A 24862-nucleotide genomic window follows, 5' to 3' on the forward strand; every position below is an offset into this window, starting at 1 on the left:
TGGCGGTGAGGGAGGGATTCGAACCCTCGATACGTTGCCGTATACACACTTTCCAGGCGTGCTCCTTCAGCCACTCGGACACCTCACCAAATTTTTACTGCTTGAAGTGGCTTTCGTAGCACGCTGCGCGTGCATCTTGCCGACTTCGTCGGTGGGCAGCCTCTCGCATACCTCACCAAATTTTGGTCTGTGGTTTAACGTGTTCAGCCAACACGGTGTTCGCTGCGCCGTTGCGCTGGAACGGGGCGTAATTTAGGGGAAAGGGCTGCCTGGGTCAACCACTTTTCCCCTTATTTTTCATAATCTTTATCGAGTGCCTATCCCTTGAACAGAATGCCGGTTTTTTAATCCCGTTCAAGGCTTGTCGAGAATGATCAGGCTGTCAGGCAGCTCGTTCTGATCCCGGGTTGCGGGGAAGGCGTCGGTCAGAATGGCGCTGGTGCGCTCCACGCACTCCAGGAACCCCTGCTCGACCTCCTTGTTGCGTACCCGAACCACGAAGTCGTCGATGATCTGCTGCCACTGGGTGTTGTCGATGTGCTGGGCGATCCCGTCGTCTACCAGGATCTCCACATAGTGCTCCGCCACCGAGACGAAGATGAGCACCCCGAGCCGGTCCCGGGTGCGGTGAAGTCCCTGCTCGACAAACTGCAGGCGGGCCATCAGGGCGGCCCGGTGACGGCGTACCTTGTTGGGAATAAGCCGCATCTTGATGGGTGTCCAGTGGAACAGCAGGCTCAGCAGCAACCAGACCGACCACTGCACCAGCAGGATCTCGTACCAGCCAAGCCAGAAGCCGAGCTGGAAGACCAGCAGGGGGGTGAGCATGGCCAGCAGGGCGGCCCACAGGGTCGGGATATAGCGATAGCCATCGCTGGCCGGGGCCAGCACGGTGACCAGTTCGGCATCCGTGGCCTGCTCGGCCTGTCGAACCCTGGCCTGCAAGGTGTGGAAAAACTGTTTCGAAATCATCTTGTTGTCTCTTTTTCCCTGATTACCAACCGCCAGATGCACCGCCGCCGCCAAAGCTGCCGCCGCCACCACTGAAACCGCCACCACCACCGCCAGTGCGGCCGCCAAAGGAGCCGGCACCGAATCCACCTGCCATGTAGGCGGCCCGGCGACGTCCTCCCGGCCCACCGCCGCCGCCGCGCAGGTTGTGCAGCACGATCATCGCAATCACCACCAGGATGAAGAGCCAGGGACCGCCCTGCTTGTCGGCCTTGCTGGTGTTGTCCACGGGCTGATACTCCCCGGCCAGGGCCTGCATGATGCCCTGGCTGCCGGCGAGGATGCCGGCCACCATGTCACCGCGCTTGAAGGCGGGCAGGATCCGGGTCTGGATGATATTGGCGGCGATGGCGTCGGGCAGGGCACCTTCCAGGCCATAACCCACCTCGATGCGCACCTTGCGCTCGTCCTGGGCGATGATCAGCAGAACGCCGTTGTTCTTGCCTTTTTGGCCGATGCCCCAGTGGCGACCGAGCTGGTAGCCGTACTCTTCGATGGTATCCCCCGCCAGCGTGTCGATGGAGACCACCACCAGCTGGACGCCGCTGCGCTTCTCGAAGACGGCCAGTTGCTGTGCGAGCTGGTGGGCCTGCTTGCGGGACATCAGATTGGCCTCGTCCACCACCCGCCCGGTCAGGGCCGGGAAATCGGGGGTGGCATGCAGCGCCGTGGCACAGAGCAGCAGACAGAGCGCCAGCCAGCGTCTCATCACGTTCATTGGAAGCTGACCTTGGGCGCCTCATCGGCACCGGGTTTGGCGCTGAAGGTGGGTTTGGCTTCCAGATCGGAGTAGAGCAGCTTGGACCAGATGACCCCGGGGAAGGTACGGATCTCGGTATTGAACTGGCGTACTGCCTCGATGTAATCCCGTCTGGCCACCGCGATGCGATTCTCGGTGCCTTCCAGCTGGGCCTGCAGGGTCAGGAACTGCTGATCGGCCTTCAGATCCGGGTAGCGCTCGACCACCACCATCAGCCGGGAGAGGGCGCTGGAGAGCTGCTCCTGCGCCGCCTCGAACGCCTTGAGCTGGGAGGGGTCACTCACCTGCACGCTGCCGACTCGGGCACGGGCATCGGTGACCGCCTTGAGGGTCTCCTGCTCGTGGCTGGCGTACCCCTTGACGGTGGCCACCAGGTTGGGAATGAGATCGGCCCTGCGCTGGTACTGGTTCTCGACCTGTCCCCAGCTCGCCTTGACCTGCTCATCCAGGGTCGGAATGGTGTTCATGCCGCAGCCGGTCAAACCCAGCAGCAGGGTCAGGGTCAGCAGGGCACGGGTACCACGCTGCCAGAGTGAAGTGGCCATCTTGTTGTTCTCCATTGATATTTCTCTCGGAAATAGGTTCACCATAACAGCTTGTGGTCAGCCCTCACAACGCCTGGGTAACAGGGGGGCGCGGTAGCTCATCGACACCTTGGGCAGCTGGGGTTTGTCCTTGAGCCAGGAGGTCAGCTCCTCCCCACAGCCATTGCCGGGGGGAATGGGAGCCTGGGGCTGGCAGTCCGGACTGTTTGCCGGGCAGCGCAGGCGCACGTGAAAGTGGCTGAAGTGGCCGACCCAGGGGCGCAGCTTGCCGACCCAGGCTTCACCGGGTGCCTGTTTGCACACCTCGGCCTTGATGACGGGGTTGACGAAGATGCGCGCCACCTCGGGGCGATCAGCCGCAAGGCGCAGCAGATTGAGTTGCCTGGGGCCGAATCGGCCGGGCAGCATCCGGTAGCTGGGTTCGTCGATCAGCGCCCACTCCCTGGGGGCATCCTGCTCCCAGCGGCTGATGGGCCTGTCAGCCATCCTGAACCATATGTCGGCATCCAGGCCGGTCTGGTGGCTACGATGACCTGAGGTAAAGGGTCCCCCGTGCATCATGGCGAGGTCTGCGATATAGAGATCCGGCATGCCGGCCAGTCTGGTCTGGTTGGCCAGATGCTGCAGGTAATGGATGAGGTCGGGGTGGCCGTAATAGCGCAGCCGTTTGGTGCGGATCACCTGATAACCAGGGCCTTCGAGGGGCAGGGCCACGGCATTTTTCAGGCAGCCGGCGGAGTAGCCGCCGATGGCCTCGGCATAGAGTGTGCTCGCGGACAAGAGCAGGGCGGTGGCGAACATGGGACTCCCGGGATGGCGCCCAGTGCGGGCTCAGACAGCCCCAAGCATACCAAGAGTGGCGGCTGGCCGTCATCCGTGTCGCGGTGGCGGTTGCATCGCGGCGCGTCGCTCGCGCACAATGCGCGGCAACGCAGCGACGGCAAGGCCGTTCGCATCACAGAAGGAGAAGAGAAGATGAGAGTCAGTGAGCTGGCAGCGCAAGAGAACGTGCGCTGGCTGATGCCCCCGGCCCGGCGGTTTTACGGGGTCATGATCTGCCTGTTGCTGGGGAGTCTCGCCACTGTGGTGGCCGCCCTCTGGCTGGGATATCCCGACATGGGCCTGCTGCCCTGGGTCGGGGTGGTCTTTGGCGGTATCGTGCTGGTGATGATGGTGTTGCCGCGCAACTGGCAGCGCTGGCGTCTGGCGGAGCTTGCCTGGGATGAACGCCATCTCTATCTGCTCAATGGTGGCGAAGACCGGGCCTTGGCGCTGCCCAGAGCTGTGCTGGTGGGCATGGAGCGAGATCGCAAGGTGGGACACGATGGCCAGTGGCTCGATTTCAGCCTGGATCTCGGGCTGGATGAGGTGACCCTGGCGACGGCCACCAGCCTGCTCGGGTTGTCCCGGGAAGGGACTCACGAAGTGGCCCCCGGGGTCTATCGATTCGGGTTCAAACGTGCCTGGCATGGGCGTCGTGCCCTCGGCACATTGCTGGCCGAGCTGCACCCGGCCTGACTATTTTCTCGACAATTCATCCCAATGCTCAGATACTGCCTCTGATTCGATTTGATCTTTCCTGCTCCGATAGCCCAAGAGATCAAGGACTTGGGATACGAAGCTGGAAGTGCCATGGCATGATGCCGTGGCTGGTCCGGCAGGGGGGTTGTGCCCTTACTCCCAGGTCGGTGGATGCATAGATAAGGCACCTTGAATCGAGAGTGGATGGCATGAAGATTTACGTAGGTAATCTGTCGTACCGGATGACGGCCGACGAACTGACAACCGTGTTCAGCCAATTTGGGCAGGTAGACAAGGTCGATATCATCATCGACCGCGATACCGGTCAGTCCAAGGGGTTTGGTTTCATTGAAATGCCGGTCAATGGCGAGGCCGAGAAGGCCATCGCCGAGTTGCACGGCACCGAGGTCGGCGGCCGCACCATCACGGTCAATCAGGCCAAACCGAAGACGGATGCACCCCGTGGTCGCCCCCAGCGCCATCGTTGAATCGTCTCGATAACGGAAAACGGCATGGAATCCTCCATGCCGTTTTTGTTTTCAGGGTCTGGTGCAGACTCAGGGAACGTCGTAACCCAGAGCGGCCTTGCGGATGCGGAACCACTGCTGGCGAGTGAGCTCAATGGACTCGGCTGCCACGGCGGCGGCGATCCGCTCCCGTTTGCCGGAGCCGATGAGGGGCAGCGGCTGACTCGGCAGCATCATCACCCAGGCGTAGACCACCTGCTCCAGACAGTCGGCACCCACCTCCTGGCGGATCAGCTCGAGTTCCGCCCGCAGCGGGGCATAGTCGGGGGCATGGAACAGCCGCCCGCCGCCAAGGCAGGACCAGGCCATGGGCTTGATGCGCAGTTGCTGGCATTGATCCAGGGCTCCATCCAGCGTCCCCTCCTGATGGAGCGGGGAGATCTCCAGCTGGTTGGTGACCAGGGGGAAGGGCAGGCGGGATTGCAGCAGGGCAAACTGGTGGGGCGTGAAGTTGGAGACCCCGGCGTGCTTGATCTTGCCTGCCTGCTTGAGGGTGATGAAGGCGTCGGCCACCTCGTCGGCGTTCATCAAGGGGTCGGGGCGATGGATCAGCAACAGATCCAGATGATCGGTGCCGAGCTTTTGCAAGGAGGCTTCGGCACTGGCGACGATGTGTCCCTTGCCGGTGTTGTAGTGATTCAGGGCGTGGGTCGGATTGGCGGTGAGGGCGATGCCGCACTTGCTGACGATCTCCATGCGATCGCGCAGGGAGGGCTCCAGGCGCAGGGCATGGCCGAAGGCCTCCTCGCACTGGTAGCCACCGTAGATGTCGGCGTGATCGATGGTGGTGACCCCGAGATCAAGGTGATATTTCATCAGGTCCAGCAGGGCGGCGGGGGAAAGCTGCCACTCCATCAGGCGCCAGTAGCCCATGATGAGGCGGGAGAAGGTGGGGCCTTGCTCATGCAGGGCCAGACGGGATACGGACATGGTGACTCCTCTGGAGATAAAAATGCGAAAAGAAAGGGGCAAAATCATGTGCCAGCATCTTGGTCTCTTCCGGCGGACAAGGCAATAATGCCCCCTTCGCGAATTCGAACTATGGTTCTGACTCCAACGGGTCAAGATCACGGTGTCAGTGAGAGGAGAAGGGGTGATGGAAGGATTTGCCGCCAGGCTTCAAAGCCTGATCGGGGAGGGGAGCGTGAGCGCTTTTGCCCGCAAGGTGGGGTTGAGTGAAGCCCTGATCCGCAAGTATCTGAAAGGGGCTGAGCCCGGCCTTGGCAAGGCGAACCAGATTGCCATGGGGGCCAACTGCTCGCTGGAGTGGCTCGCCACCGGTTGCGGGTATCTCTATCGTCAGGCCGAGGTGGTGGACAGGGACGCGCTGGCGGCGGCGGGGGCGCTGGTGCAGGAGACCCGTCCGGGAAAGCCCATGCCGGACGAGGAGCAACTGGTGACCCTGCTCGCCTATTACCAGTTCCTGCGCAGCCACAAGCAGGCGGACGGTTTTCTGGACCTGGCCCGGGCGCGGGAGTTTGGGCGCCATCTGGCCGAGGCCTGAGCCTGACGAGTGCCCCCGGCAGTCCGCCATTCTTCTGATACCCTCTAAGCAGTGATCAAATCCAAGGACACGCAGATGAGCTATCTGATCCTGGGCAGTGGCGGGTTGGGCAGTGCGCTGGCACGGGCGCTGGCCAGACGGGGAGAAGAGTGGTTGCTGGCGGGCAGGCAACTGCCCAGGGGACTGGATCCCGCCTGCTACTTTCCGCTGCAGGAAGTGGACTCGCTCTCCTTTGAAGCCCTCTTCACCCTCTATGACAGCACCACCCTGCCGACGGTGGTGATCAACACCATAGGCCTGCTCCATGATCTTGCCCACATGCCGGAGCGGCGGGTGGAGGAGGTGACCCCCCAATGGCTTGAAGAGAGTCTGCTGGCCAATGCCTGGCCCCACCTGGCCCTTGGTGCCAACCTCAGTCGGCGCATGATGCCCCAGAGCACGCTCTGGCTCTGCACCCTCTCGGATCGGGCGGGAAGCCTGGAGGAGGGGGGCCAGGAGGCCATGTGCCACTACAGCTACCGTATGAGCAAGACCGCCCTCAACATGGGATCCCGGATCCTGGCGGGTGAGTGGGCCGGACGTTTTCCCGGCGCCGGTGTCATCACCGTGCATCCCGGCCTCATGAATACCCCCATGCAGCAACCTTTTCTTCAGGAGATGGATCCCACCTTGCTGCAGGACCCCGCCGAGGTCGCCGTCCGCCTGCTGGATCTGATGGCCACACTGACGCCCGCGCACTCGGGCCGTTTCGTGGACCTGCACGGCCAGTCGCTGCCCTGGTGAGCCGCCGGGCTCACATTCCCGCTTGCCGTTTCTTGCCAGCCGGGTGTCGGCTGGTTAATGTCATCGTCCTGCATCAGGAGGATGACATGCGCTATATCGATTTACGAAGTGATACCGTGACCCAACCCACGGAAGCCATGCGCCAGAGCATGCTGCATGCCGAGGTGGGAGACGATGTCTATGGGGAAGATCCCAGCATCAATGCGCTGGAGCGCCGCGGCGCCGAACTGCTTGGCAAGGAGGCTGCCCTGTTCGTGCCCTCCGGCACCATGTCCAACCTGCTGGCCATGATGAGTCACTGCCAGCGTGGGGAAGGGGCCGTGCTGGGGGCGGCTTCCCACATCTATCGCTACGAGGCCCAGGGCTCTGCCGTGCTGGGCTCGGTGGCCCTGCAATCCGTCCCCATGCAGGCGGACGGCACTCTGGCCATCGAGGATGTGCGGGGGGCCATCGCTCCCGATGATCCCCATTTCGTCCAGACGCGCCTCGTCTGCCTGGAAAATACCCATAACGGCAAGGTGCTGCCATTGACCTACCTGCGCGCCATGCGCGAATTCGTCGACGAGAAGGGGTTGAAGCTGCACCTGGACGGGGCTCGCCTCTTCAATGCGGTGGTGGCGAGCGGGGAACCGGTGGCCGCCATCGCGGCGCCTTTTGACAGCATCTCTGTCTGCCTCTCCAAGGGACTGGGAGCACCGGTGGGTTCCCTGCTGGTGGGATCGGCTGCGTTCATCGCCCGCGCCAGACGGCTGCGCAAGATGCTGGGGGGCGGCATGCGCCAGGGAGGGATCCTGGCCCAGGCCGCCCTGTTCGCGCTGGATCAGCACGTTGCCCGGCTGGCGGATGATCATCGCCGCGCCAGGCGTCTGGCAGAGGGGCTGGCCGCGTTGCCAGGCATCACACTCAACATGGGGGAGGTGCAGACCAACATGGTATTCCTGCGTCTGACTCAGGGGGATCCCGCCACCTTGCTGGGTTTCATGAAGGAGCGCGGTATTCTCTTCTCCGGCTACGGGGAGCTCAGGCTGGTGACCCACCTGCAGATCACCGACGATGACATCGACGAGGTGATCGACGCCTTCACCGAGTACCTGAGTGGCTGACGCCATTCCCCATCGCAACAACAAGGGCGCCATCGGGCGCCCTTGTTGTCATGGCAGGGTCGGTCATCCCTGGCGCTGGCCGGTGATCAGCATGGCCTCGTCGGTGGCGTCATAGATCATGATGGCCAGGTGGGTGACCTCTCCGGCGAAGTCGGCCAGCGGCACCAGGGTCAGGTTCTGGTACATGTAGGGGGCCGATCCCGTGATGGGGCGGTAGTTGGAGAAGCGCAACAGGTAGGGGCGCTGCTCCCAGGTGCTGAAGGCACGGTTGTTGAGTTTGAACACCATGTTGGCCTTGCGCTCGAACCAGGCCTTGTCCACATCGGGGAAGAGCGAGAACAGCCCTTGATCGCGCACTTCGCCTGCCAGCCGGCCGCTGTGACTCTCCATGAAGCCGTTCCACACCTGGATCCGGTACTCCCTGTCGAGCACGACCAGCCCCACGTCCAGATTCTGGACGATGTTCATCAGCCAATGAAATTCCCGAATGTCCATGGTCACTCCTGGTGGTTGCTGCCGCGGGGCGGTCAGAGCATGTGCATGATCTTGTTGTTCATGGTGGCGATGGAATCTTCGGTAAACAGCAGCAAGAGATCGCACTGCACCGCATAGCCCTGCACCCGATAGTTGATCTCGATGGCCAGAGTGCGGCGCCAGCGGCTCTGGTTGGTCCGAATGAGATCCTGAATGGGCCTGTGCTGGCCCAGCACCACGGGGTGACCCTGGCTAAAAGGGGTGTCGAGCTGGTTGGCGTAGCCGCGCAGGAAGGCACCGATCAGCACGTTGGCGGTGTCCATCAGCAGTTCCAGTTCGGCGCCGTGATCCAGCTCCCCCTGATGGTTCATCAGGCGGGCCAGGTCCTGGAAGCTGGCATCGTGGAACAGCAGCAGGGCCTCCCCGGCGATCCCGGCCCCGATGAAGCCTTGACAGACCGCAGAGAGCGTCTCCGACTCGGCGGCGGCCGAGAGCGCCATGTGCAGCTCGGAGACCTCCAGCACGTTGACGTTGGGGATGGGGAGCAGCACGAAGGCGCCGAGCAGGCGGGCCAGCAGATCCGCCCCCTGGCCCATGGCGACGTTGGCCAGCTCCTGATAGACATCCCGCAGCTCGGGGGTGAACTGGATGCTGCTCTGGGCAGCCTGGTGGCTGGCGACGGACTGGGGCTGGATGGCCGTCATCTGGGTGGCCGATTGCCACAGACCGTGGCGCTTGAGCAGGGCAAGGAGGGTGTCTGGTGAGGCCGGCTTCTTGATGAAATCGAGGGCGCCAAGGGCCATGACACGCTCATGGGCTTCCGGCTGGATGTCGCCGGAGACCACGATCACCTTGCTGCGCACCCCCTCTCGCTTGAGGGTCTCGAGCACGCCATAACCGTCCATCTCCGGCATGGTGAGATCGAGAAAGATCAGGTCCCCGTGCCCCATCAGGATCTGCTCGACCCCTTCCAGTCCGTCCGCGGCCTGGTGCAAGGTGACACCCCAATCGGCGGGCAGGGCGCGCACCAGCTGTTTGCGCGCGAACCCGGAGTCATCACATATCAATACATTCATAGTGTTAGCCGACCTGTGCAACGAGGATTGCGCTAAGTGTGGGTCATCAGCCGTCAGATGCAACGGGCAGTGGCTGCGCCGGTGAAAATTGATCGTTCTGCTGGCGGGTACGATAGCGCTCGGAGTGCTTCTCGACGAAATCGGCGAACATCTTAACACGCAACGGGGTGAACCGGGGCTGACAATGGAGCATGTAGAAGGGACGTTTTCCCGACTGCCAGTCCGGCAGGACGGGGACGAGCTGACCATCTTGCAGGAAGGGGTGCACATAGTGCTGCGGGGCGTTGACGATGCCGAGGTGGCGCTGGGCTGCCCGCACGGCGGCCTGGGTCTGGTCGATGCAAAGGCGGGGAGTGCGCTTGATGCAGATCGTCTGTTCGTCCCGCCCGCTCAGTTGCCAGTGCTGGTGGGGCCAGCAGTAGATGAGATCGTGCTCTTCCAGCTGGTTCGGGTGGGAGGGCACACCCATCTTCTCCAGATAGAGGGGGGAGGCGAACAGACCGTACTGGATGTGACCCAGACAGAGGGCGTTGGGCAGGGTCTGGGGGAGCTCGCCGTTGAAAAAGACCAGGTCCCTGTCCTGATCTGCCTGGAGGGCATGGTCGTTGGACTGGCGGATGTCGAATTGTACCCCGGGATAGCGCAGGCCGAAGTCCACCAGCATGTCGACCAGGATGGTGTTGGAGAGGGCGATGGGGGCCGCGAGGCGGATGAGGCCGCTGATGTCCGTCTCCTCACCCCGAATTTCGCCGGTGGCCTGCTCTATTTCCGCAAGGGGGGTACAGAGGCGCTCGTAATAGCGCAGCCCTTCGTCCGTGAGACGCAGCTTGCGGGTGGATCTGTGCAGCAGGCTGCATCCGAGCTGCTCTTCCAGTTGGGAGATACGTCGACTGATGGTGCCGGTCGGCATGCCCAGCGCAGCGGCGGCGTGGGAGAAACCGCCCTCTTGCACCACCTTGACGAACAGATAGAACTCTTCGATGTACTTCATAAGCGGTTTTAGGGGGTGTTCTGGCTGTAACAAGCCAGTGACCTTATGAAGAGTCACCGGGCTTGGCAAGCGCAATCCGGCGTTTAATTGATCTGGATTAGATTCGACTCGCGCTGGTATTGCTGGAGCAGATGGACGAAATCTTCAGGGGATCTGTCCAGGTTGTTGTCGGGCACCAGCAGATCGTACCCCAACAGATCACGCAGCCGTGCCATGCGGTTGCCGAGCATGGCGATCACCCCCTCATAGCGCTGGCCGGAGGGTGAGCAGAAGCGGCTCTCCTCCAGCAGTCCCTCTCCCAGGAGCCCACTGCCGCACCCTCCGGTCGGGCAGTCGGAGCGCTCGCTTCGCATGGCCTGCATCAGCACGGCGCGCTGCTCGGTCAGCAGACGGACGGCGAGCCGGGGTGTGATCAGCGTCAAAAAAGCGTCGTAATCCTTTATTTTCAAACCGATGTAGGGCAGCTCCACCAGATCCCACCCCAAATGGATACGTGGTTGGTCAATTCGCTGAATATTTCTCCATTTCAGGATCCAGCCGCCGTACTTGTGATGGTATTGCAGGCAGTCCTGACACAAAGAGAGACTAAAATGAGGCTCACCCAGTTTCCAGACCCCGACAAAAATTGTCATCAGGCCCGCCAGGAGGAGGGAAATGGCGGGGATTAGTAGTTGTTCACGAAGAAAAAAAAGTATAAAAATCATAGCAATGGTTATCACCATGCCCAACAATACCAGTGTGAGTCCATTTCTTCGTACCATGGGGATCACATGTAGCGTTTTCATATGATTTCGGCCTTTTTTCATCCGTTTGTTATCCGATTATGGGCCGGAACGGATTTTGTACCAGCGCGAATGCTCCTGTCAGGGGGCGCAAGCGACTGGTTCGACCATGAGCTTTCAGCATGAATCATCACTCAACATGAATACGCTAGACGAACGCCTGCTCACCGTGATGGATGTCCTCCACACGCCGGTCTGGGTCTATGACATCCAGCGTCATCATATTTACTGGGCCAACGATGCTGCCCTCGGGCTCTGGGAGGCGAGCTCTCTGGCCGAGCTGAAGTCCCGGGATTTCTCCGCCGACATGGCCGCCGCCATCGATCTGCTGCTGCAGCGTTATCTCGGCGATTTCCAGCAGGAGCGCAGTTACAACGAGTGGTGGACCCTCTCGCCCAAGGGGGTCAAGAAGCAGGTCTATCTGCGTCTTTCCGGGATCCAGCTTGCCGGACGGCAGATGATGATGGCGGAAGCGGTCATCGATGCCGACACCCTCTATCAGGAGTCCTCCCTCGCCACCGGCGACACCCTGGCCTGTCTCTTTGACAACGAGGGGCGCCTTGAGAGCGGCAACCATCACTTCGACATGTGCTTTGGCACCGGCATTCTGACGCTGCCCCAGATCTTCTCCGGTGCGGACGAGGCCTTCTATCGTCGCCTCTCCCGTCTGGACGAAGTGGTGGCCGAAGGGGAGTGTCGCACCCAGAAGGGGATGCGCTGGTTCCAGTACCAGTTTCGCCATATCCAGCAGGGGGCACGGATCCTGCTGACCATGCGGGACATCACGGATCGCAAGCTCGAAGAGCTGGAGCATCGCCACCTGGCCTGGCACGACTCCCTCACCGGGCTGCTCAACCGCTACGGCCTGATGAAATCCCTGGAAGCCTATTGCGGCCTCGGGGGTCGCTTTGCCCTGGTGTTCATGGATCTGGACAACTTCAAGCTGGTCAATGACAACTACGGCCACAAGGCAGGGGATCGCCTGCTGGAGCGGGTCGCCGGACGGCTCAAGCAGATCTGCCCGCGGGACGTGGAGCTGGCGCGCCTTGGCGGGGACGAGTTCACCGCCCTGGTGCCCCTCAACCAGGCGAGCGATCGGGCCCAGGAGGTGGCGGATCTCATGCTCTCCCAGATGAGCAAGCCACTGCAGCTGAGCGGTGTCCCCGAGGTCACCATCGGCGGCAGCATCGGCATCGCCATCTACCCGGACGACGCGGATGACGGCGACAACCTCATCACCCGCGCCGACATGGCCATGTACCAGGCCAAGCAGATGGGGCGACTTCGCTGGCAGCGCTTCACCCCCAGCATGCAACAAAGCCTGCATCGCAAGCTGACCCTGAAGCAGTTCCTGGCCAAGGCCGTCGGGCGGGGGGAGCTCAGCCTGCGCTATCAGCCCCAGGTGGATGTGGCGCAAGGTCGGGTCATCGGTTTCGAGGCCCTGGTACGCTGGTACAATCCTGTGCTCGGCCATGTGTCGCCGGCGGAGTTCATTCCGCTGGCCGAAGAGATGGGGCTCATCCGGGAAATCGGAAGCTGGGTGCTTTCCACCGCATTGGCCCAGATGGGGGAGTGGCAGCGACAGGACGGGGTGAGGGTGCCGGTGTCGGTCAATCTCTCGGGCTTCCAGCTCTCTGCCAGTTTGCCGGAGCTGGTGGCCCAACTGCTCGAGGTATTCTCGGTGGAGGCGGCGCTGCTGACCCTGGAGCTGACCGAGACGGTGCTGATGCTCGACATGAAGGGGTGCATCGAGATCCTCGACGCCTTGAGCGAGCAGGGGATCAAGATTGCCATCGACGACTTCGGGACGGGCTACTCCTCCCTGGCCTACCTCAACCGGTTGCCCATCGACACCATCAAGCTGGACCGCTCCTTCGTGGTGGGGCTCAACCTGCCGGTGATCCGGGCGACGGTGGCCATGGCCACCAGTCTGGGGCTCGGGATCCTGGCGGAAGGGGTGGAGGAGGAGCACGAGCTCGCGGCCCTGCAGACCCAGGGTTGCCATGTCTTCCAGGGGTTCCTGTTCAGCCGTCCCATGACCCCGGAAGAGGTGGCGGCGGCGGGGTTCGCTGTACAGTGCCGACTGGGTCGCTACCCCCTCGTAAACCATTGAGCAAGTTGTCGATAAATGTGCGGCATCTCCCATTTATGAAGTGCGAGATGCCAAATTAAACATAATTAATCGAATTTTTGTCTCATATCATGGGATCCATTAGACGTTATCGCTAGTATGCGCGCTCATTCCTTGGTAATGGAGTATCACCATAATGAGTCAAGCTGCAGTGAACGAGCGTCCGGCCCCTCCCAACGGCTGGTTGAACCGCTTTCTGAACGGGGTGGAGAAGGCGGGCAACAAGCTGCCGGATCCCGCCATGCTCTTCCTCTATGCCTTGCTGATCGTCTGGGTCGGCTCCTGGATAGGCTCCCAGTTCTCCTTCGATCTGGTCAATCCCCGCACCGGAGAGGCCGTGGTCATCAACAACCTGTTGACCGGGGCAGGGCTGGCGGACTTTCTCGCCAGCATGGTCACCACGTTCACCGGGTTTGCTCCCCTTGGCATCGTGCTGGTGGCCATGCTGGGGGTCGGGGTGGCTGAACAGTCCGGTTTCATCAACACCGGGCTCAAGAAGCTGCTCAAGGTGACGCCGGCGCGCTTTCTGACCCCCATGCTGATCCTGGTGGCCATCGTCAGCCATACCGCCGCCGATGCGGGCTATGTGCTGGTGATCCCCATTGGCGGCATCATCTTCCATGCGGCGGGTCGCCACCCGCTGGCGGGGATTGCCGCAGCCTTTGCCGGGGTTTCCGGCGGGTTTGCCGCCAACTTCCTGCCCTCCGGCGGCGATGCGCTGCTTCAGGGTTTCACGCAGTCTGCAGCCCAGTTGTTCGACCCTGACTACATGGTCAACACCCTGTGCAATATCATCTTCACCGGCGCTTCTTCCTTGCTGATCATCTGCGTGGGCTGGTTTGTCACCGAGAAGATTGTCGAGCCGCGCCTCAAGCTGGTGCCTCTCAACGAGGATCTGGAGAGCGCCGACGAGATGGGTCGTTACAGCGCCCAGGAAAGCCGAGCCTTCAACTGGGCCGGGTTCGCCATGCTGGCGGCCGTGCTGCTGCTGGGGCTGGCGCTGGCCCCCGGCGACTCGCCGATGCGGGCACCGGACGGTTCCCTCACCACCTTCGCCGCGCCGGTGATGAAGTCCATCGTGCCCCTCATTTTCCTGCTTTTCATCCTGCCCGGGATCGTCTATGGCTTTGTCGCCGGCAGCTTCAAGAGCGGCAAGGATGTGATCGACGCCATGTCGGCCACCATGAACAAGATGGGCTCCTACATGGTGATGGCCTTCTTCTGCGCTCTCTTCATCAAGGCGTTCGGGGATTCCAACCTCGGTACCCTGCTGGCGCTCTCCGGTGCCGAGGTGCTTCACGCCCTGGCGTTGCCGGGAGAGGTGACCATCGTCGGCATCATACTGCTGACGGCCACCGTCAACCTGGTGGTGGGCTCGGCCTCCGCCAAGTGGGCCCTCATCAGCCCCATCCTGGTGCCCATGCTGATGGCGGTAGGGATCTCGCCCGAGCTGACTCAGGCCGCGTATCGGGTGGGGGATTCCGCCTCCAACATCATCACCCCGCTGATGGTCTTCTTCCCCCTGGTGGTGGTCTATTGCCAGCAGTATGTAAAGAGCACAGGCATCGGCACCCTGGTCTCCATGATGCTGCCTTACTCCCTGGCCTTCCTGGTGAGCTGGACGGGCTTCCTGCTGCTCTACTGGGCGCTGGGGTTCCCGCTTGGGTTGCAGGCCCCCTATGTCTATCCTGCCCCTTGAGGGTGACGGGGGGCCTTGGGCCCCCCGCTTTTTTTGGGTAGAGTGTGACCTTCATCCCGGAGGTACCATGAACCCGACCATCGATCTCATTCTTTCCCATCGCTCCATTCGCCAGTTCACCCCAGAGCCTGTCAGCGCAGAGCAGCTGGATCAGGTCCTGAGCGCCGCCCAGAGCGCCGCGAGCTCCAGCTTCCTCCAGGCCAACAGCATCATCCGGGTCACCGACAAGGGGCTGCGGGCCACCCTGGCGGAGCTGGCCGGTCATCAGGCCTATGTGGTCGAAGCGGCGGAGTTTCTGGTGTTTTGCGCCGACTACCATCGTCATAGCCAGATAGTGCCGGAGGCCCGCACCGGCTTTGTGGAGCAGCTCATGATCGGGGCCATCGACGGTGCCCTGATGGCGCAAAATGCCTTGCTGGCGGCCCAGTCACTTGGGCTGGGCGGGGTCTATATCGGCGGCATTCGCAACAACCCGGCCAAGGTGAGCGAGGTGCTGGGTCTGCCCCATCAGGTGATCCCGCTGTTTGGCCTTTGCCTGGGTCATCCCGCCCAGCGGCCGGAGCAAAAACCGCGGCTGCCCCGGGCGCTGGTGGTGCACGAGAACCGCTATCCTGCCACCCTGGACCGTGCCCTGCTGGCCAGGTACGACGGGCAGATCCACGACTACTACCAGGCCCGCAGCAGCAACAACAAGGATCAGACCTGGAGCGGGCAGATCAGGGGGATCCTGGGCAAGGAGGCGAGGCCCTTCATGCTGGGATTCCTGCAGTCGAAGGGTTTTTGCCTCAAGTAATGGGGGCGGCGGGCGATATGGAGCAAGACGCACCGGATGCGGTCACCGCCTGCGAGCGTTCTTGTGAGGCAATACGGGATCTGGGCGCTACCCTATGAGGCTAAGCTGTTGTAGGATCTCGCAATTGGATTGGGACTGGAGTGTGAACACCCTATGATTTTAACCCTGATATTGCTGTCAATCGGCGCACTCCTGTTTCTGGTCATCGCCTATAACGTGGTGCAGCAATACAAGCAGAAGGCCGAATCGGACAAGCGCCAGGCCATTGCCCGTCACAAGGCGGTGGCAGACGAGACCGAAGAGGTGTTGCTGAACGTCAATCTGGTGCCCTTTTCCAAAAACATGGTGCTGCTGTTGCAACACCGGATCCTGGATGCCTACCGCGCCATCGCGCTGGTGATGCCCAATGCGCAGGTCAAGCAGCGCATCGCCGATGTCCAGCTCCAGATCAAGAACGTGCAGGAGAACTACAGCAGCCAGGACGAGGGGCATTTCAAGACGCCGGAGTCCGACCGCCAGGCCATCCAGATGCTGCAACTGGCCAAGAAGATGCGGGCCGTGCTGCGGGTCGAGCACAACAAGGGCAAGATAGATCCTCAGGGCTTTGCCCAGGAGGATCGCCGCCTCGAGCTGATGCAGCTCAAGATCAACATCGCCAACCTGCTCAAGCGGGCCATGGATGCCCAGATCCAGGGGCAGTACGGCACCTGCCGCCAGCTCTACACCAAGGGACTGGGGGCGCTGGCCAATGTCACCGACAAGGATCCCTACCTGCTGGCGCGGGAAGAGGACATGCGTCAGGGGATGCGCCAGCTGGAAGAACACCTGCAGCAGCACAGCGAGAAGGAGCTGCAAAACATCAAGGACAAAGAGACGGACGAACTGGACGTCCTGTTCCAACCCAAGAAGAAATGGTGATCATGTCACATCCACTGGATTCCACACTGGGGCCCATGGCCCCATTTGTTTGCCAACTGCTCACGGAAATGCATGCCGTCATGGGAGTCAAGGACTCCCCCGTGGTGGATCACCTCTGCTACCGCGCCGCCACCCTGCCGGAATATCTGGAGTTGAAAGCGGTGCTGGCCGCCCACGGAGTCTTGCTGGTGGAGGGGATGATAGGCGGTCGTCCCATCGCCACCTATCGCTTGCACCAGCCTGTCTGCTGGGAGCAGGTGACCGTCCCCTGCATCGAACTGGCCGCCCCCAAGGCGGGTCGAAGCCATCAGGCCGGGCTCGAACATATCGAACTGGTGGTGCCCTCGCTCACGACCTTGGTGACGACGCATCCGGATGTCCCCTTCAAGACCGGCAACATCGATGACGGACGCAATCCGGATATAGGATTGATGCTGCCCTCCGGGCAGATCAAGTTTCATCTGCGCCCGCTTGAGGAGGTGATCGACGAAGAGCTCTGCACCGGCGCCGTGGTGCCGGTACCGGCGGACTATTATGACGGTCTGTGAGGGGAGGGCCCGTTGACGGGAGCATGACCCTGTGGCGTCAACGCACAAGCGGGCGCCACACGTCCTTTCAAGTGACCGAGCCAGAGGCTCAACCCCGCGGTGATCATCAACACCAGCTCGATGCCGAGCACCAGACCCCATAGCCCCCCTTGCTCCCAGAAGGGATGCAGATAAAGCCCGCCCAGACTGGCCCCCAGGTAATACCCCACCAGATAGAGCGACGAGGCGAGCGCCCGGTTGTGCTCCACGTGCTGGCCGACCCAGGCGCTGGCACAGGCGTGGGCCAGGAAGAAGCCGAAGCTCGAGACAAGCAATCCCCCGATGATGGCGACAAGGCTCCCCTGCAACAGGGCCAGGCTGCCGAGTGCCATCAAGGTTATTCCCGCCAGCAGCAGACGTTGTGCTCCCCAGCTATGGGCCCCGCGGCCGCTCAGTGAAGAGGCGACGGTGCCGGTGAGGTAGGTCAGAAACAGCATGCCGAGCCACTGGGTCGGCAGGGAGAAGGGGGCCTTGGCCAGCAGGAAGGTGAGATAGCTGTACTGGTTCAGGAAGACCATGAAGTTGAGGCCGCCGATGAGATAGGCCCCCACCAGCAAGGGGTTGCCAAGGTGGCTCTGGATGGCGCGGCGCAGTTGCCCAGGCGCTGCCTCCACGGCCACGAAGCAGCGCTGGGCGGGCAGCAGCCAGATGACCAGTGGCAGCAGGGCGAGGCTGATGATCCCGATACCGAGGAAAGTGTGCTGCCAGTCACCAAACCAGCCAGCCAGCAGACCGCCGACCACCCGGCCCGCGATGCCTCCCAGGGAGTTGGCCGCGATATAGACGCCGACGGCTACGATGAGGGCACGTTTGCTGAACTCTTCCCCCATGTAGGCAATGGCGGTGGCGGGCAACCCTGCCAGCAGGACGCCTTGCAGGATGCGCAGGCTCACCAGCACATCAAAGTGGGTGACCCAGGGGATGCACAGGGAGAGCAGGATGGCGGCCGCCAGGGTCCACAGCATGATCCGCCGCCGTCCGAACCGATCAGCCAGACGGGCACAGACGAGCAGGGAGCCTGCAAGCCCTGCGGTGCAGCCTGCCAGCGTCCAGCTGGCGGACAGGGCGCTGACGGAGAAGACCTCTGCCAGGAGCGGCAGCAGGGGATGGGTCTGGTAGAGATTGAGGAATACCAGGAAGGAGCCCAGGCTGAGAGCCAGGGTGGCGCGTATCCATTCGCGACTGCCTACTTCGATCATATGGAGTTGTCCCGACGACTTTTGTGCAGGGTAGTGCGACGAAACGTATAAATATAATATATTTAAGTTATCACCCTGATAAATGAAATTGATATGGATCTGAAACAGCTCGGATACCTGCTGGCGGTGCGCGATGCCGGCTCCTTCACCAGGGCGGCCCAGGGGCTGAACGTGGCCCAGCCTGCCGTCAGTATGGCCATCGCCAAGCTGGAGCAGCAGCTCGATCTGCGGCTGTTTGACCGGCAGGACCGTAGCGTGCGCCTCACCCCGGAGGGAGAGGTCCTCTGCCGCCACGCCGAACGGCTGCTGCGCCAGATGCACCAGGCGGAGGCCGAGATGGCCGAGCTCAAGGGGCTGGAGCGGGGGGAGGTGCGCATCGGCATCCCCTACATGATGGGATCCTATTACTTCCCGCCAATCCTGATGGCATTCAAGCATCGCTACCCCGGCTTGAAGATCCGGGTGGAGGAGGCGGGCACCCGGGAGCTGCTCAGCCGCATGGTGGATGGCAGTCTGGATCTCGCCATCCTCATCACCAGCGATCTGCCACCGGCCCTCGAGGGGGCGCAACTGCTGCGGGAAGAGATGCTGATGGTGGTGGGGGAGGAGCACCCGCTGCGCGGCGCTGAGTCGGTCTCGCTGCCACAGTTCTTCGGCCAGGAGCTCGCCATGTTCCGGCGAGGCTTCTACCACAGGGAACACATGGAGGTGTTGGCGCAGGGGCTGGGGGTAGAGCCTGACATCGCGTTCGAAAGCAATCTCATCCCGCTGCTCAAGGCGGTGGTGCGTCAGGGATTCGCTGTGACCACCTTCCTGCGCATGGCGCTGGAAGAGGAGCTGGCCCTCACCGGCATCCCTTTTTCACCCCCCATCTTCCTGGATCTCTGCGTAGCCTGGCGACGGGGGGATCCGCTCTCCATGGCGAACCGGGCATTGCGGGATTTTTTGCTGGCACAAGGGGATGTTTCTCACCATTGCGCTACAGATACTGAATGATTCAGTGGTATCACCAATAAAAACGCCTCCAATCTGGAGGCGTATGCTGACAAGGTGGATGCAACCTTATTTCTTGAACAGGTGATCCAGCTTGTTTGCCTTGGTGGAGAGATAAAACTCGTTGTGGGGATTGCGACCTTCCTGAAGGGGCACGCGCTCCGCCACCGGGATGCCAAAGGATTCCATCGCCTTCAACTTGCGCGGGTTGTTGGTCATCAGGCGCAGGGACTTGACCTCGAGCGCCTTGAGCATGTCGGCACAGATGGTGTAGTCGCGCATGTCGGCGGCAAAGCCAAGCGCCACGTTGGCCTCCACGGTATCGGCCCCCTGATCCTGCAGATGATAGGCCCGGATCTTGTTGAGCAAGCCGATGCCTCGCCCTTCCTGACGGACATACAGCAGGACGCCGCGGCCCGCCTTGGCGATGTTTTCCAGCGCGGCCTGCAATTGGAAGCCGCAGTCACAACGCAGACTGAACAGGGCATCCCCGGTCAGACACTCGGAATGAATGCGTCCCAGCACGGGTTCGCCGTCTGCGATATCGCCCATCACCAGCGCGGCATGATCCTTGCCCGTGCCGGTTTCCTGAAAGCCAACCAGCGTGAAAGTGCCCCAGGGGGTCGGCAACTTGGATTTGGCCACGAGGGTAACGCTGCTCATATGGTTGCTCCTGACTACAGCTGCTTAAAAAAGGGCGGCCAGTTTAGCGCGCATTGTCCGGAACAACCATAAGAACAAAACCTTGCGTGAGAAGTGGGTTAACCCGATTGGTCAGAATAGGGGCAATCACGACGACTTTTGCGCAATTGTGTGCCCTGACAACTGCCAGCGACGGCGCATTCGGGTATAATCGGCGCCCATTAACCCATCCCGACAGGGATGTGTGCAACCAGTCAAGATGCCGAGTGCGCAGGAGAAACGTTATGGCTCAGATGGCCCCCGTGATGACTATTGATGGCCCAAGTGGAGCAGGAAAAGGCACCTTGTGCCAGTTGCTGGCTGAAAAACTGGGCTGGCACCTGCTCGATTCCGGTGCCATCTACCGGGTGCTCTCCCTGGCAGCCCTGCATCACGATGTGGAGCTCGATTCCGAAGCAGCATTGGTTCCCCTGGCCGCCAATCTGGATGTGCAATTCCAGGTAGAAGGGGAGCTGGTCAAGGTGATCCTCGAAGGGGAGGATGTTTCCCGCACCATTCGTACTGAAGAAGTGGGCAACGCGGCCAGCAAAATCGCGGCGTTTCCCCGGGTACGTGAAGCCCTGCTGCGTCGCCAGCGAGCATTTCGCCAAGCCCCCGGTCTCATCGCCGACGGTCGCGACATGGGTACCGTGGTTTTCCCCGAGGCGGATGTGAAGATTTTCCTCGACGCCAGCGCCGAGGAGCGGGCCCAGCGCCGCTATAAGCAGTTGCAAGATAAGGGCTTTGATGTTAACTTTGAGCGTCTTTTAACCGAGATTCGGGAACGTGACGATCGCGACAGAAATCGCGCCGTCGCTCCCCTGAAACCCGCGGAAGATGCTCTTGTTGTAGACTCAACGTCCATGACCATAGATGAAGTGCTGGCAACGGTGCTTGCCTATGCAGAGCAACAACTTGGTGATGTCAGCGCAAACTGATGTCAGTCGTCTGCACCAAGGATGGCGCAGATAATTTAAAACAACCCCGCTTGTGCCGGATTGCAAGTGGATGTTTCATTTGTGACATAAACAATGATCGAATCTTTTGCTCAACTCTTTGAAGAGTCCCTGAACGCCGTTGAAACCCGTCAAGGTTCCATCGTCAAGGGCACTGTCGTTGCTATCGAGAACGGTTTCGTACTGGTTGATGCTGGTCTGAAATCCGAGTCTGCTATCCCGGCTGAAGAATTCAAGAACGCCATGGGCGAGCTGGAAATCAACGTAGGTGACTCCGTTGACGTGGCTCTGGACTCTATCGAAGATGGTTTCGGCGAAACCAAGCTGTCCCGCGAAAAAGCCAAGCGCCACGAAGCCTGGCTGCAGCTTGAAAAAGCTTACGAAGAGCAAGCTACCGTTATCGGTATCATCAACGGCAAGGTCAAGGGTGGTTTCACCGTTGAACTGAACGGCATCCGTGCCTTCCTGCCGGGTTCTCTGGTTGACGTGCGTCCGATCCGTGACACCGCTCACCTGGAAAACAAAGAACTCGAGTTCAAAGTCATCAAGCTGGACCAGAAGCGCAACAACGTTGTTGTTTCCCGTCGTGCCGTGATCGAGACCGAGAACACCTCCGAGCGTGAAAGCCTGCTGGCCAACCTGCAAGAAGGTCAAGAAGTTAAGGGTATCGTCAAGAACCTGACCGACTACGGTGCATTCGTAGATCTGGGCGGTGTTGACGGCCTGCTGCACATCACCGACATGGCGTGGAAGCGCGTTAAGCATCCTTCCGAAATCGTCAACGTTGGCGACGAGATCGCTGTCAAGGTTCTGAAGTTCGACCGCGAGCGTACCCGTGTATCCCTGGGCCTGAAGCAGCTGGGCGAAGATCCCTGGGTTGCTATCGCCAAGCGTTACCCGGAGACCACCCGTCTGTCTGGCCGCGTGACCAACCTGACCGACTACGGCTGCTTCGTTGAAATCGAAGAAGGCGTGGAAGGCCTGGTACACGTATCCGAGATGGATTGGACCAACAAGAACATCCACCCGTCCAAGGTTGTCAACGTTGGCGACGTGGTTGACGTGATGGTTCTGGACATCGACGAAGAGCGTCGTCGTATCTCCCTGGGTCTGAAGCAGTGCAAATCCAACCCGTGGCAGCTGTTTGCCGAAACTCACGCCAAGGGCGACCGTGTTTCCGGCAAGATCAAGTCCATCACTGACTTCGGTATCTTCATCGGTCTGGATGGCGGTATCGACGGCCTGGTTCACCTGTCTGACATCTCCTGGAACAACCAGGGCGAAGAAGCCGTGCGTGAATTCAAGAAGGGCGACGAGATCGAAGCCGTTGTTCTGCAAGTGGACCCGGAGCGTGAGCGCATCTCCCTGGGCGTCAAGCAGATCGAAGAAGACCCGTTCAATAAGTACCTGTCTGACAACAAGAAAGGTGCTATTGTGAAGGGCAAGGTTACCGAGGTTGATGCCAAGGGTGCCGTGATCGAACTGGCTGACGGCGTAGAAGGCTACCTGCGTGCTTCCGACGCTGCTCGTGACCGCGTAGAAGACGCCACTCTGGTGCTGTCTGTTGGTGACGAAGTTGAAGCCAAATTCATGGGCGTTGATCGCAAGAACCGTACCGTAAGCCTGTCTGTCCGTGCCAAGGACGAGGCTGACGAGCGTGTTGCCATCGACAGCCTGAACCAACAAGAAGAAGTTGTGTTCAGCAATGCCATGATGGAAGCGTTCAAAGCCGCCAAGGGTGAGTAATCCTTGATGCAAGAAAAGGGCGGCATTGCGCCGCCCTTTTTTATCTTGGCAAAATGATTATTGCATGTGATCGGGGAAGGAGATTTAACCTTATGACCAAATCAGATCTCATCGAACAACTGGCAGCCAGCCGCATGCATATGCCGGCCAAGGATGTCGAAGCCGCCATCAAGGAGATCCTTGAGCAGATGGCATCGACCTTGCAAAACGGCGACCGGATTGAAATCCGAGGATTTGGCAGTTTCTCGCTGCACTATCGTGCGCCCCGCGTGGGTCGCAACCCCAAGACCGGGGACAAGGTTGAACTGACCGGGAAATATGTCCCGCACTTCAAACCTGGCAAAGAGTTGCGCGAACGCGTCAACATCATCGAATAATGCAGAAAACGGCATACCTGAGTATGCCTTTTTCATTTTTATGGCCTGGAGTCTGCCCGTTGTCGGGTTTCTCACACTCTTTTCCCATTCGCGCTAGAGTCTGCCTGTGATTTTAAGGATAATCAGTCACTCATTCGCTACAGACAGGGAGCTCCCATGAAGCGTATCTTGGCCCTCATTCCACTGGTGCTGGTGTTTGTCCTGACCCTTGCCATCGGTTCTCAAAATGGTCAGCTGGTGCAGTTCAACTACCTGATTGCCCAGGGGGAGTTCTCGCTCTCCATGTTGCTGGGGTTCTTCTTCGCCGGCGGTTTTCTGCTGGGCTGGCTGGTATTTGGTCTGCTGTTCTTGCGTCTCAAGCTGCAAAATCGCACCCTGAACCGAACCATGCGTCGTCAATCTCGCGAGTTGGAGCTGGCCCGGTCGACAACCAAGGAATAATGTCCCTCGATGCTTGAACTGCTTTTCCTGCTGTTGCCCATCGCCGCCGGTTATGGCTGGTACATGGGCCGCAGGAGTGTTCGCCAGGACACCCAGCAACAGAGTAACCAGTTTTCCCGTCAGTACGTGGCGGGCCTCAACTATTTGCTCTCTGACGAGTCGGACAAGGCGGTGGATCTCTTTATCCAGCTGCTGGAAGTCGACAGCGAAACCATCGAAACCCACCTCTCCCTCGGCAACCTGTTCCGTCAACGGGGCGAGGTCGATCGCGCCATCAAGATCCACCAGAACCTGGTCGCCCGTCAGCTGACCCGTGAGCAGCGTCAGCTTGCCTTGCAGGAGCTGGCCCGTGACTTTCTGGCTGCCGGATTGCTCGATCGGGCCGAAGCACTCTGGAAAGAGCTGTGTGATGACAGCGATTTCGAAGAGACGGCTCTGGCACAGCTCCTGATCATTCATCAGCAGTTGCGTGACTGGGACAATGCCATCGCCGTGGCGGTGCGTCTGCAGAAATTCCAGGGCAAGAAGCTGGCCGAGCCCATTTCCCACTTCTATTGCGAACAGGCGGAGAGTGCCTTGCGCGATGGCGACAAGCCTGCGGGCATCGCCAAGCTCAAGCGTGCGCTCGGTGCCCACCCGGCCTGTGCCCGCGCCAGCCTGCGGCTGGCCGATCTAGCGATGGAGGAGGGCAGGTTCGAGGATGCGGCCAAGGAGCTCCTGCGGGTGTTCGAGCAGGACATCGACTTTGCCTCCGAAGCCATGCCAAAACTGCTCGAATGCTATCGCCAGCTTGGTCGCAGCCAGGAGCTTATCCCGCTGCTTGAAAAAGCGGTAGAGGATCATGCGGGGGTCAGCGTGACCCTGGCGCTGGCCAATCTGGTGGAGGCCCGCGATGGGTTGAGTCAGGCCCGTGCGCTGGTGCTGCGCCAACTGCGTCGCCACCCCTCCATGAAGGGGTTTTATCAGCTGGTCGGTTTCCAGTTGGCCAGTGCCGAGGAGGGGCCTGCCAAGGAGAGCCTGGAGCTGCTGCAACAATTGGTCGGTGAGCAGATCAAGATCAAGTCTACCCACAAGTGCCGCCAGTGCGGCTTTGCCACCCATTCGCTGTTCTGGCAATGCCCTTCCTGCCGGCAGTGGGGCACCATCAAGCCGATCCGAGGGCTGGATGGAGAGTAAACGCCAGCGAGGCCAACACGCCCGGGCGAGCACGGATACCCAAGAATTTCAGATGCCAGCGTGCAACCGGGCCCCGGCTCTGCTGCGC

General features: G+C 60.9%; 27 protein-coding genes and 1 tRNA gene. 16 read left to right on the top strand and 12 right to left on the bottom strand.

Features of this window, described 5'->3' with window-relative positions:
* From AB5Y89_RS06015 to mepA, 5 genes are all read right to left on the bottom strand, one after another.
* Window positions 1-88 (bottom strand) — tRNA-Ser (locus AB5Y89_RS06015).
* Between the two features lie 266 nt (window positions 89-354).
* The gene (locus AB5Y89_RS06020) at window positions 355-972 is read right to left on the bottom strand and encodes a TPM domain-containing protein (protein ID WP_010675024.1); all 618 of its coding nucleotides are present in this window, start codon (window positions 970-972) and stop codon (window positions 355-357) included.
* 22 nt (window positions 973-994) lie between these two features.
* Window positions 995-1729 carry a YgcG family protein gene (locus tag AB5Y89_RS06025; RefSeq protein ID WP_210600110.1) on the bottom strand — a complete coding sequence of 245 codons (735 nt, stop codon included), beginning with the start codon at window positions 1727-1729 and terminating at the stop codon, window positions 995-997.
* Window positions 1726-2331: a LemA family protein gene (locus AB5Y89_RS06030; protein ID WP_010675022.1), complete on the bottom strand. Its 606-nt coding sequence runs from the start codon at window positions 2329-2331 to the stop codon at window positions 1726-1728. The genes AB5Y89_RS06025 and AB5Y89_RS06030 overlap by 4 nt, the downstream gene beginning before the upstream one ends.
* A gap of 42 nt (window positions 2332-2373) precedes the next feature.
* On the bottom strand, window positions 2374-3117 hold the full coding sequence (mepA, locus tag AB5Y89_RS06035) for a penicillin-insensitive murein endopeptidase (protein ID WP_039038706.1): 744 nt from the start codon (window positions 3115-3117) through the stop codon (window positions 2374-2376).
* Between the two features lie 174 nt (window positions 3118-3291).
* Between mepA and AB5Y89_RS06040 the strand changes: the two genes are divergently transcribed.
* Window positions 3292-3834, top strand: a complete 543-nt coding sequence (locus AB5Y89_RS06040; protein WP_104453025.1) for a hypothetical protein — start codon at window positions 3292-3294, stop codon at window positions 3832-3834.
* A gap of 212 nt (window positions 3835-4046) precedes the next feature.
* On the top strand, window positions 4047-4325 hold the full coding sequence (locus AB5Y89_RS06045) for an RNA-binding protein (protein ID WP_029314670.1): 279 nt from the start codon (window positions 4047-4049) through the stop codon (window positions 4323-4325).
* Window positions 4326-4394: 69 nt separating this feature from the next.
* On the opposite strand, the gene AB5Y89_RS06050 is transcribed toward AB5Y89_RS06045, so the two are convergent.
* Window positions 4395-5294, bottom strand: coding sequence for an aldo/keto reductase family oxidoreductase (locus AB5Y89_RS06050; protein ID WP_368223108.1), 900 nt, complete (start codon window positions 5292-5294; stop codon window positions 4395-4397).
* A 166-nt stretch (window positions 5295-5460) separates the two neighbouring features.
* Here AB5Y89_RS06050 and AB5Y89_RS06055 point away from each other — a divergent pair, with 166 nt between their 5' ends.
* From AB5Y89_RS06055 to ltaE, 3 genes are all read left to right on the top strand, one after another.
* On the top strand, window positions 5461-5868 hold the full coding sequence (locus AB5Y89_RS06055; RefSeq protein WP_039038703.1) for a transcriptional regulator: 408 nt from the start codon (window positions 5461-5463) through the stop codon (window positions 5866-5868).
* 75 nt (window positions 5869-5943) lie between these two features.
* A complete protein-coding gene (locus tag AB5Y89_RS06060) occupies window positions 5944-6651 on the top strand; it encodes a short-chain dehydrogenase (RefSeq protein WP_368223111.1) in 708 nt (235 codons plus the stop codon).
* A gap of 86 nt (window positions 6652-6737) precedes the next feature.
* Window positions 6738-7754, top strand: coding sequence for a low-specificity L-threonine aldolase (gene ltaE / locus AB5Y89_RS06065; RefSeq protein ID WP_113070137.1), 1017 nt, complete (start codon window positions 6738-6740; stop codon window positions 7752-7754).
* A gap of 63 nt (window positions 7755-7817) precedes the next feature.
* Here ltaE and AB5Y89_RS06070 read toward each other — a convergent pair whose 3' ends face one another.
* The 4 genes from AB5Y89_RS06070 to AB5Y89_RS06085 form a co-directional block, all read right to left on the bottom strand.
* On the bottom strand, window positions 7818-8249 hold the full coding sequence (locus AB5Y89_RS06070; RefSeq protein WP_039038700.1) for a PAS domain-containing protein: 432 nt from the start codon (window positions 8247-8249) through the stop codon (window positions 7818-7820).
* Window positions 8250-8281: 32 nt separating this feature from the next.
* Entirely contained in the window at window positions 8282-9304 is a 1023-nt protein-coding gene (locus AB5Y89_RS06075) for a response regulator (protein ID WP_368223113.1), read from the bottom strand.
* Window positions 9305-9350: 46 nt separating this feature from the next.
* Window positions 9351-10295 (bottom strand): LysR family transcriptional regulator, encoded by a 945-nt coding sequence (locus AB5Y89_RS06080; RefSeq protein ID WP_368223115.1) that lies wholly within the window; start codon window positions 10293-10295, stop codon window positions 9351-9353.
* Window positions 10296-10378: 83 nt separating this feature from the next.
* Entirely contained in the window at window positions 10379-10927 is a 549-nt protein-coding gene (locus tag AB5Y89_RS06085) for a DUF2982 domain-containing protein (protein ID WP_368223116.1), read from the bottom strand.
* Between the two features lie 322 nt (window positions 10928-11249).
* On the opposite strand from AB5Y89_RS06085, the gene AB5Y89_RS06090 reads away from it, so the two are divergent.
* The 5 genes from AB5Y89_RS06090 to AB5Y89_RS06110 all read left to right on the top strand — a co-directional run bounded on the left by AB5Y89_RS06090 (window position 11250) and on the right by AB5Y89_RS06110 (window position 17166).
* Window positions 11250-13190 carry a putative bifunctional diguanylate cyclase/phosphodiesterase gene (locus AB5Y89_RS06090; protein ID WP_368223169.1) on the top strand — a complete coding sequence of 647 codons (1941 nt, stop codon included), beginning with the start codon at window positions 11250-11252 and terminating at the stop codon, window positions 13188-13190.
* Window positions 13191-13344: 154 nt separating this feature from the next.
* A complete protein-coding gene (locus AB5Y89_RS06095; protein WP_368223118.1) occupies window positions 13345-14907 on the top strand; it encodes an AbgT family transporter in 1563 nt (520 codons plus the stop codon).
* A gap of 67 nt (window positions 14908-14974) precedes the next feature.
* Window positions 14975-15700: an oxygen-insensitive NADPH nitroreductase gene (nfsA, locus tag AB5Y89_RS06100; protein WP_368223120.1), complete on the top strand. Its 726-nt coding sequence runs from the start codon at window positions 14975-14977 to the stop codon at window positions 15698-15700.
* 153 nt (window positions 15701-15853) lie between these two features.
* Window positions 15854-16618 carry a hypothetical protein gene (locus AB5Y89_RS06105; RefSeq protein ID WP_010675007.1) on the top strand — a complete coding sequence of 255 codons (765 nt, stop codon included), beginning with the start codon at window positions 15854-15856 and terminating at the stop codon, window positions 16616-16618.
* Entirely contained in the window at window positions 16612-17166 is a 555-nt protein-coding gene (locus AB5Y89_RS06110; RefSeq protein ID WP_010675006.1) for a VOC family protein, read from the top strand. Before AB5Y89_RS06105 ends, AB5Y89_RS06110 begins: the two co-directional genes overlap by 7 nt.
* Here AB5Y89_RS06110 and AB5Y89_RS06115 read toward each other — a convergent pair.
* Window positions 17151-18404, bottom strand: coding sequence for an MFS transporter (locus AB5Y89_RS06115; RefSeq protein WP_323950590.1), 1254 nt, complete (start codon window positions 18402-18404; stop codon window positions 17151-17153). The two genes, AB5Y89_RS06110 and AB5Y89_RS06115, sit on opposite strands and share 16 nt — an antisense overlap.
* A 93-nt stretch (window positions 18405-18497) precedes the next feature.
* Here AB5Y89_RS06115 and AB5Y89_RS06120 point away from each other — a divergent pair, with 93 nt between their 5' ends.
* Window positions 18498-19400, top strand: coding sequence for a LysR family transcriptional regulator (locus AB5Y89_RS06120; RefSeq protein ID WP_268451563.1), 903 nt, complete (start codon window positions 18498-18500; stop codon window positions 19398-19400).
* Window positions 19401-19466: 66 nt separating this feature from the next.
* Here AB5Y89_RS06120 and ribA read toward each other — a convergent pair whose 3' ends face one another.
* Window positions 19467-20060: a GTP cyclohydrolase II gene (gene ribA, locus AB5Y89_RS06125; protein ID WP_010675003.1), complete on the bottom strand. Its 594-nt coding sequence runs from the start codon at window positions 20058-20060 to the stop codon at window positions 19467-19469.
* 263 nt (window positions 20061-20323) lie between these two features.
* Between ribA and cmk the strand changes: the two genes are divergently transcribed.
* From cmk to lapB, 5 genes are all read left to right on the top strand, one after another.
* Window positions 20324-21016, top strand: a complete 693-nt coding sequence (cmk, locus tag AB5Y89_RS06130) for a (d)CMP kinase (protein ID WP_041215039.1) — start codon at window positions 20324-20326, stop codon at window positions 21014-21016.
* A gap of 93 nt (window positions 21017-21109) precedes the next feature.
* Window positions 21110-22780, top strand: a complete 1671-nt coding sequence (gene rpsA, locus AB5Y89_RS06135; RefSeq protein WP_010675001.1) for a 30S ribosomal protein S1 — start codon at window positions 21110-21112, stop codon at window positions 22778-22780.
* Window positions 22781-22872: 92 nt separating this feature from the next.
* On the top strand, window positions 22873-23157 hold the full coding sequence (gene ihfB / locus AB5Y89_RS06140) for an integration host factor subunit beta (RefSeq protein ID WP_005299934.1): 285 nt from the start codon (window positions 22873-22875) through the stop codon (window positions 23155-23157).
* A 156-nt stretch (window positions 23158-23313) separates the two neighbouring features.
* Window positions 23314-23598: a LapA family protein gene (locus AB5Y89_RS06145; protein WP_010675000.1), complete on the top strand. Its 285-nt coding sequence runs from the start codon at window positions 23314-23316 to the stop codon at window positions 23596-23598.
* Window positions 23599-23607: 9 nt separating this feature from the next.
* Window positions 23608-24774, top strand: coding sequence for a lipopolysaccharide assembly protein LapB (lapB, locus tag AB5Y89_RS06150; RefSeq protein WP_010674999.1), 1167 nt, complete (start codon window positions 23608-23610; stop codon window positions 24772-24774).
* The last annotated feature ends 88 nt before the right edge of the window (window positions 24775-24862 follow it).

This window comes from Aeromonas sp. s4, assembly GCF_040907855.1.
Classification (GTDB): Bacteria; Pseudomonadota; Gammaproteobacteria; order Enterobacterales; family Aeromonadaceae; genus Aeromonas; species Aeromonas caviae.

Bases quoted from the DNA above. Each gene is read 5' to 3' on its own strand.
- AB5Y89_RS06020 (WP_010675024.1), bottom strand. From the start codon at position 972: ATGATTTCGAAACAGTTTTTCCACACCTTGCAGGCCAGGGTTCGACAG.
- AB5Y89_RS06025 (WP_210600110.1), bottom strand. From the start codon at position 1,729: ATGAACGTGATGAGACGCTGGCTGGCGCTCTGTCTGCTGCTCTGTGCC.
- AB5Y89_RS06030 (WP_010675022.1), bottom strand. From the start codon at position 2,331: ATGGAGAACAACAAGATGGCCACTTCACTCTGGCAGCGTGGTACCCGT.
- mepA (WP_039038706.1), bottom strand. From the start codon at position 3,117: ATGTTCGCCACCGCCCTGCTCTTGTCCGCGAGCACACTCTATGCCGAG.
- AB5Y89_RS06040 (WP_104453025.1), top strand. From the start codon at position 3,292: ATGAGAGTCAGTGAGCTGGCAGCGCAAGAGAACGTGCGCTGGCTGATG.
- AB5Y89_RS06045 (WP_029314670.1), top strand. From the start codon at position 4,047: ATGAAGATTTACGTAGGTAATCTGTCGTACCGGATGACGGCCGACGAA.
- AB5Y89_RS06050 (WP_368223108.1), bottom strand. From the start codon at position 5,294: ATGTCCGTATCCCGTCTGGCCCTGCATGAGCAAGGCCCCACCTTCTCC.
- AB5Y89_RS06055 (WP_039038703.1), top strand. From the start codon at position 5,461: ATGGAAGGATTTGCCGCCAGGCTTCAAAGCCTGATCGGGGAGGGGAGC.
- AB5Y89_RS06060 (WP_368223111.1), top strand. From the start codon at position 5,944: ATGAGCTATCTGATCCTGGGCAGTGGCGGGTTGGGCAGTGCGCTGGCA.
- ltaE (WP_113070137.1), top strand. From the start codon at position 6,738: ATGCGCTATATCGATTTACGAAGTGATACCGTGACCCAACCCACGGAA.
- AB5Y89_RS06070 (WP_039038700.1), bottom strand. From the start codon at position 8,249: ATGGACATTCGGGAATTTCATTGGCTGATGAACATCGTCCAGAATCTG.
- AB5Y89_RS06075 (WP_368223113.1), bottom strand. From the start codon at position 9,304: ATGAATGTATTGATATGTGATGACTCCGGGTTCGCGCGCAAACAGCTG.
- AB5Y89_RS06080 (WP_368223115.1), bottom strand. From the start codon at position 10,295: ATGAAGTACATCGAAGAGTTCTATCTGTTCGTCAAGGTGGTGCAAGAG.
- AB5Y89_RS06085 (WP_368223116.1), bottom strand. From the start codon at position 10,927: ATGACAATTTTTGTCGGGGTCTGGAAACTGGGTGAGCCTCATTTTAGT.
- AB5Y89_RS06090 (WP_368223169.1), top strand. From the start codon at position 11,250: ATGGATGTCCTCCACACGCCGGTCTGGGTCTATGACATCCAGCGTCAT.
- AB5Y89_RS06095 (WP_368223118.1), top strand. From the start codon at position 13,345: ATGAGTCAAGCTGCAGTGAACGAGCGTCCGGCCCCTCCCAACGGCTGG.
- nfsA (WP_368223120.1), top strand. From the start codon at position 14,975: ATGAACCCGACCATCGATCTCATTCTTTCCCATCGCTCCATTCGCCAG.
- AB5Y89_RS06105 (WP_010675007.1), top strand. From the start codon at position 15,854: ATGATTTTAACCCTGATATTGCTGTCAATCGGCGCACTCCTGTTTCTG.
- AB5Y89_RS06110 (WP_010675006.1), top strand. From the start codon at position 16,612: ATGGTGATCATGTCACATCCACTGGATTCCACACTGGGGCCCATGGCC.
- AB5Y89_RS06115 (WP_323950590.1), bottom strand. From the start codon at position 18,404: ATGATCGAAGTAGGCAGTCGCGAATGGATACGCGCCACCCTGGCTCTC.
- AB5Y89_RS06120 (WP_268451563.1), top strand. From the start codon at position 18,498: ATGGATCTGAAACAGCTCGGATACCTGCTGGCGGTGCGCGATGCCGGC.
- ribA (WP_010675003.1), bottom strand. From the start codon at position 20,060: ATGAGCAGCGTTACCCTCGTGGCCAAATCCAAGTTGCCGACCCCCTGG.
- cmk (WP_041215039.1), top strand. From the start codon at position 20,324: ATGGCTCAGATGGCCCCCGTGATGACTATTGATGGCCCAAGTGGAGCA.
- rpsA (WP_010675001.1), top strand. From the start codon at position 21,110: ATGATCGAATCTTTTGCTCAACTCTTTGAAGAGTCCCTGAACGCCGTT.
- ihfB (WP_005299934.1), top strand. From the start codon at position 22,873: ATGACCAAATCAGATCTCATCGAACAACTGGCAGCCAGCCGCATGCAT.
- AB5Y89_RS06145 (WP_010675000.1), top strand. From the start codon at position 23,314: ATGAAGCGTATCTTGGCCCTCATTCCACTGGTGCTGGTGTTTGTCCTG.
- lapB (WP_010674999.1), top strand. From the start codon at position 23,608: ATGCTTGAACTGCTTTTCCTGCTGTTGCCCATCGCCGCCGGTTATGGC.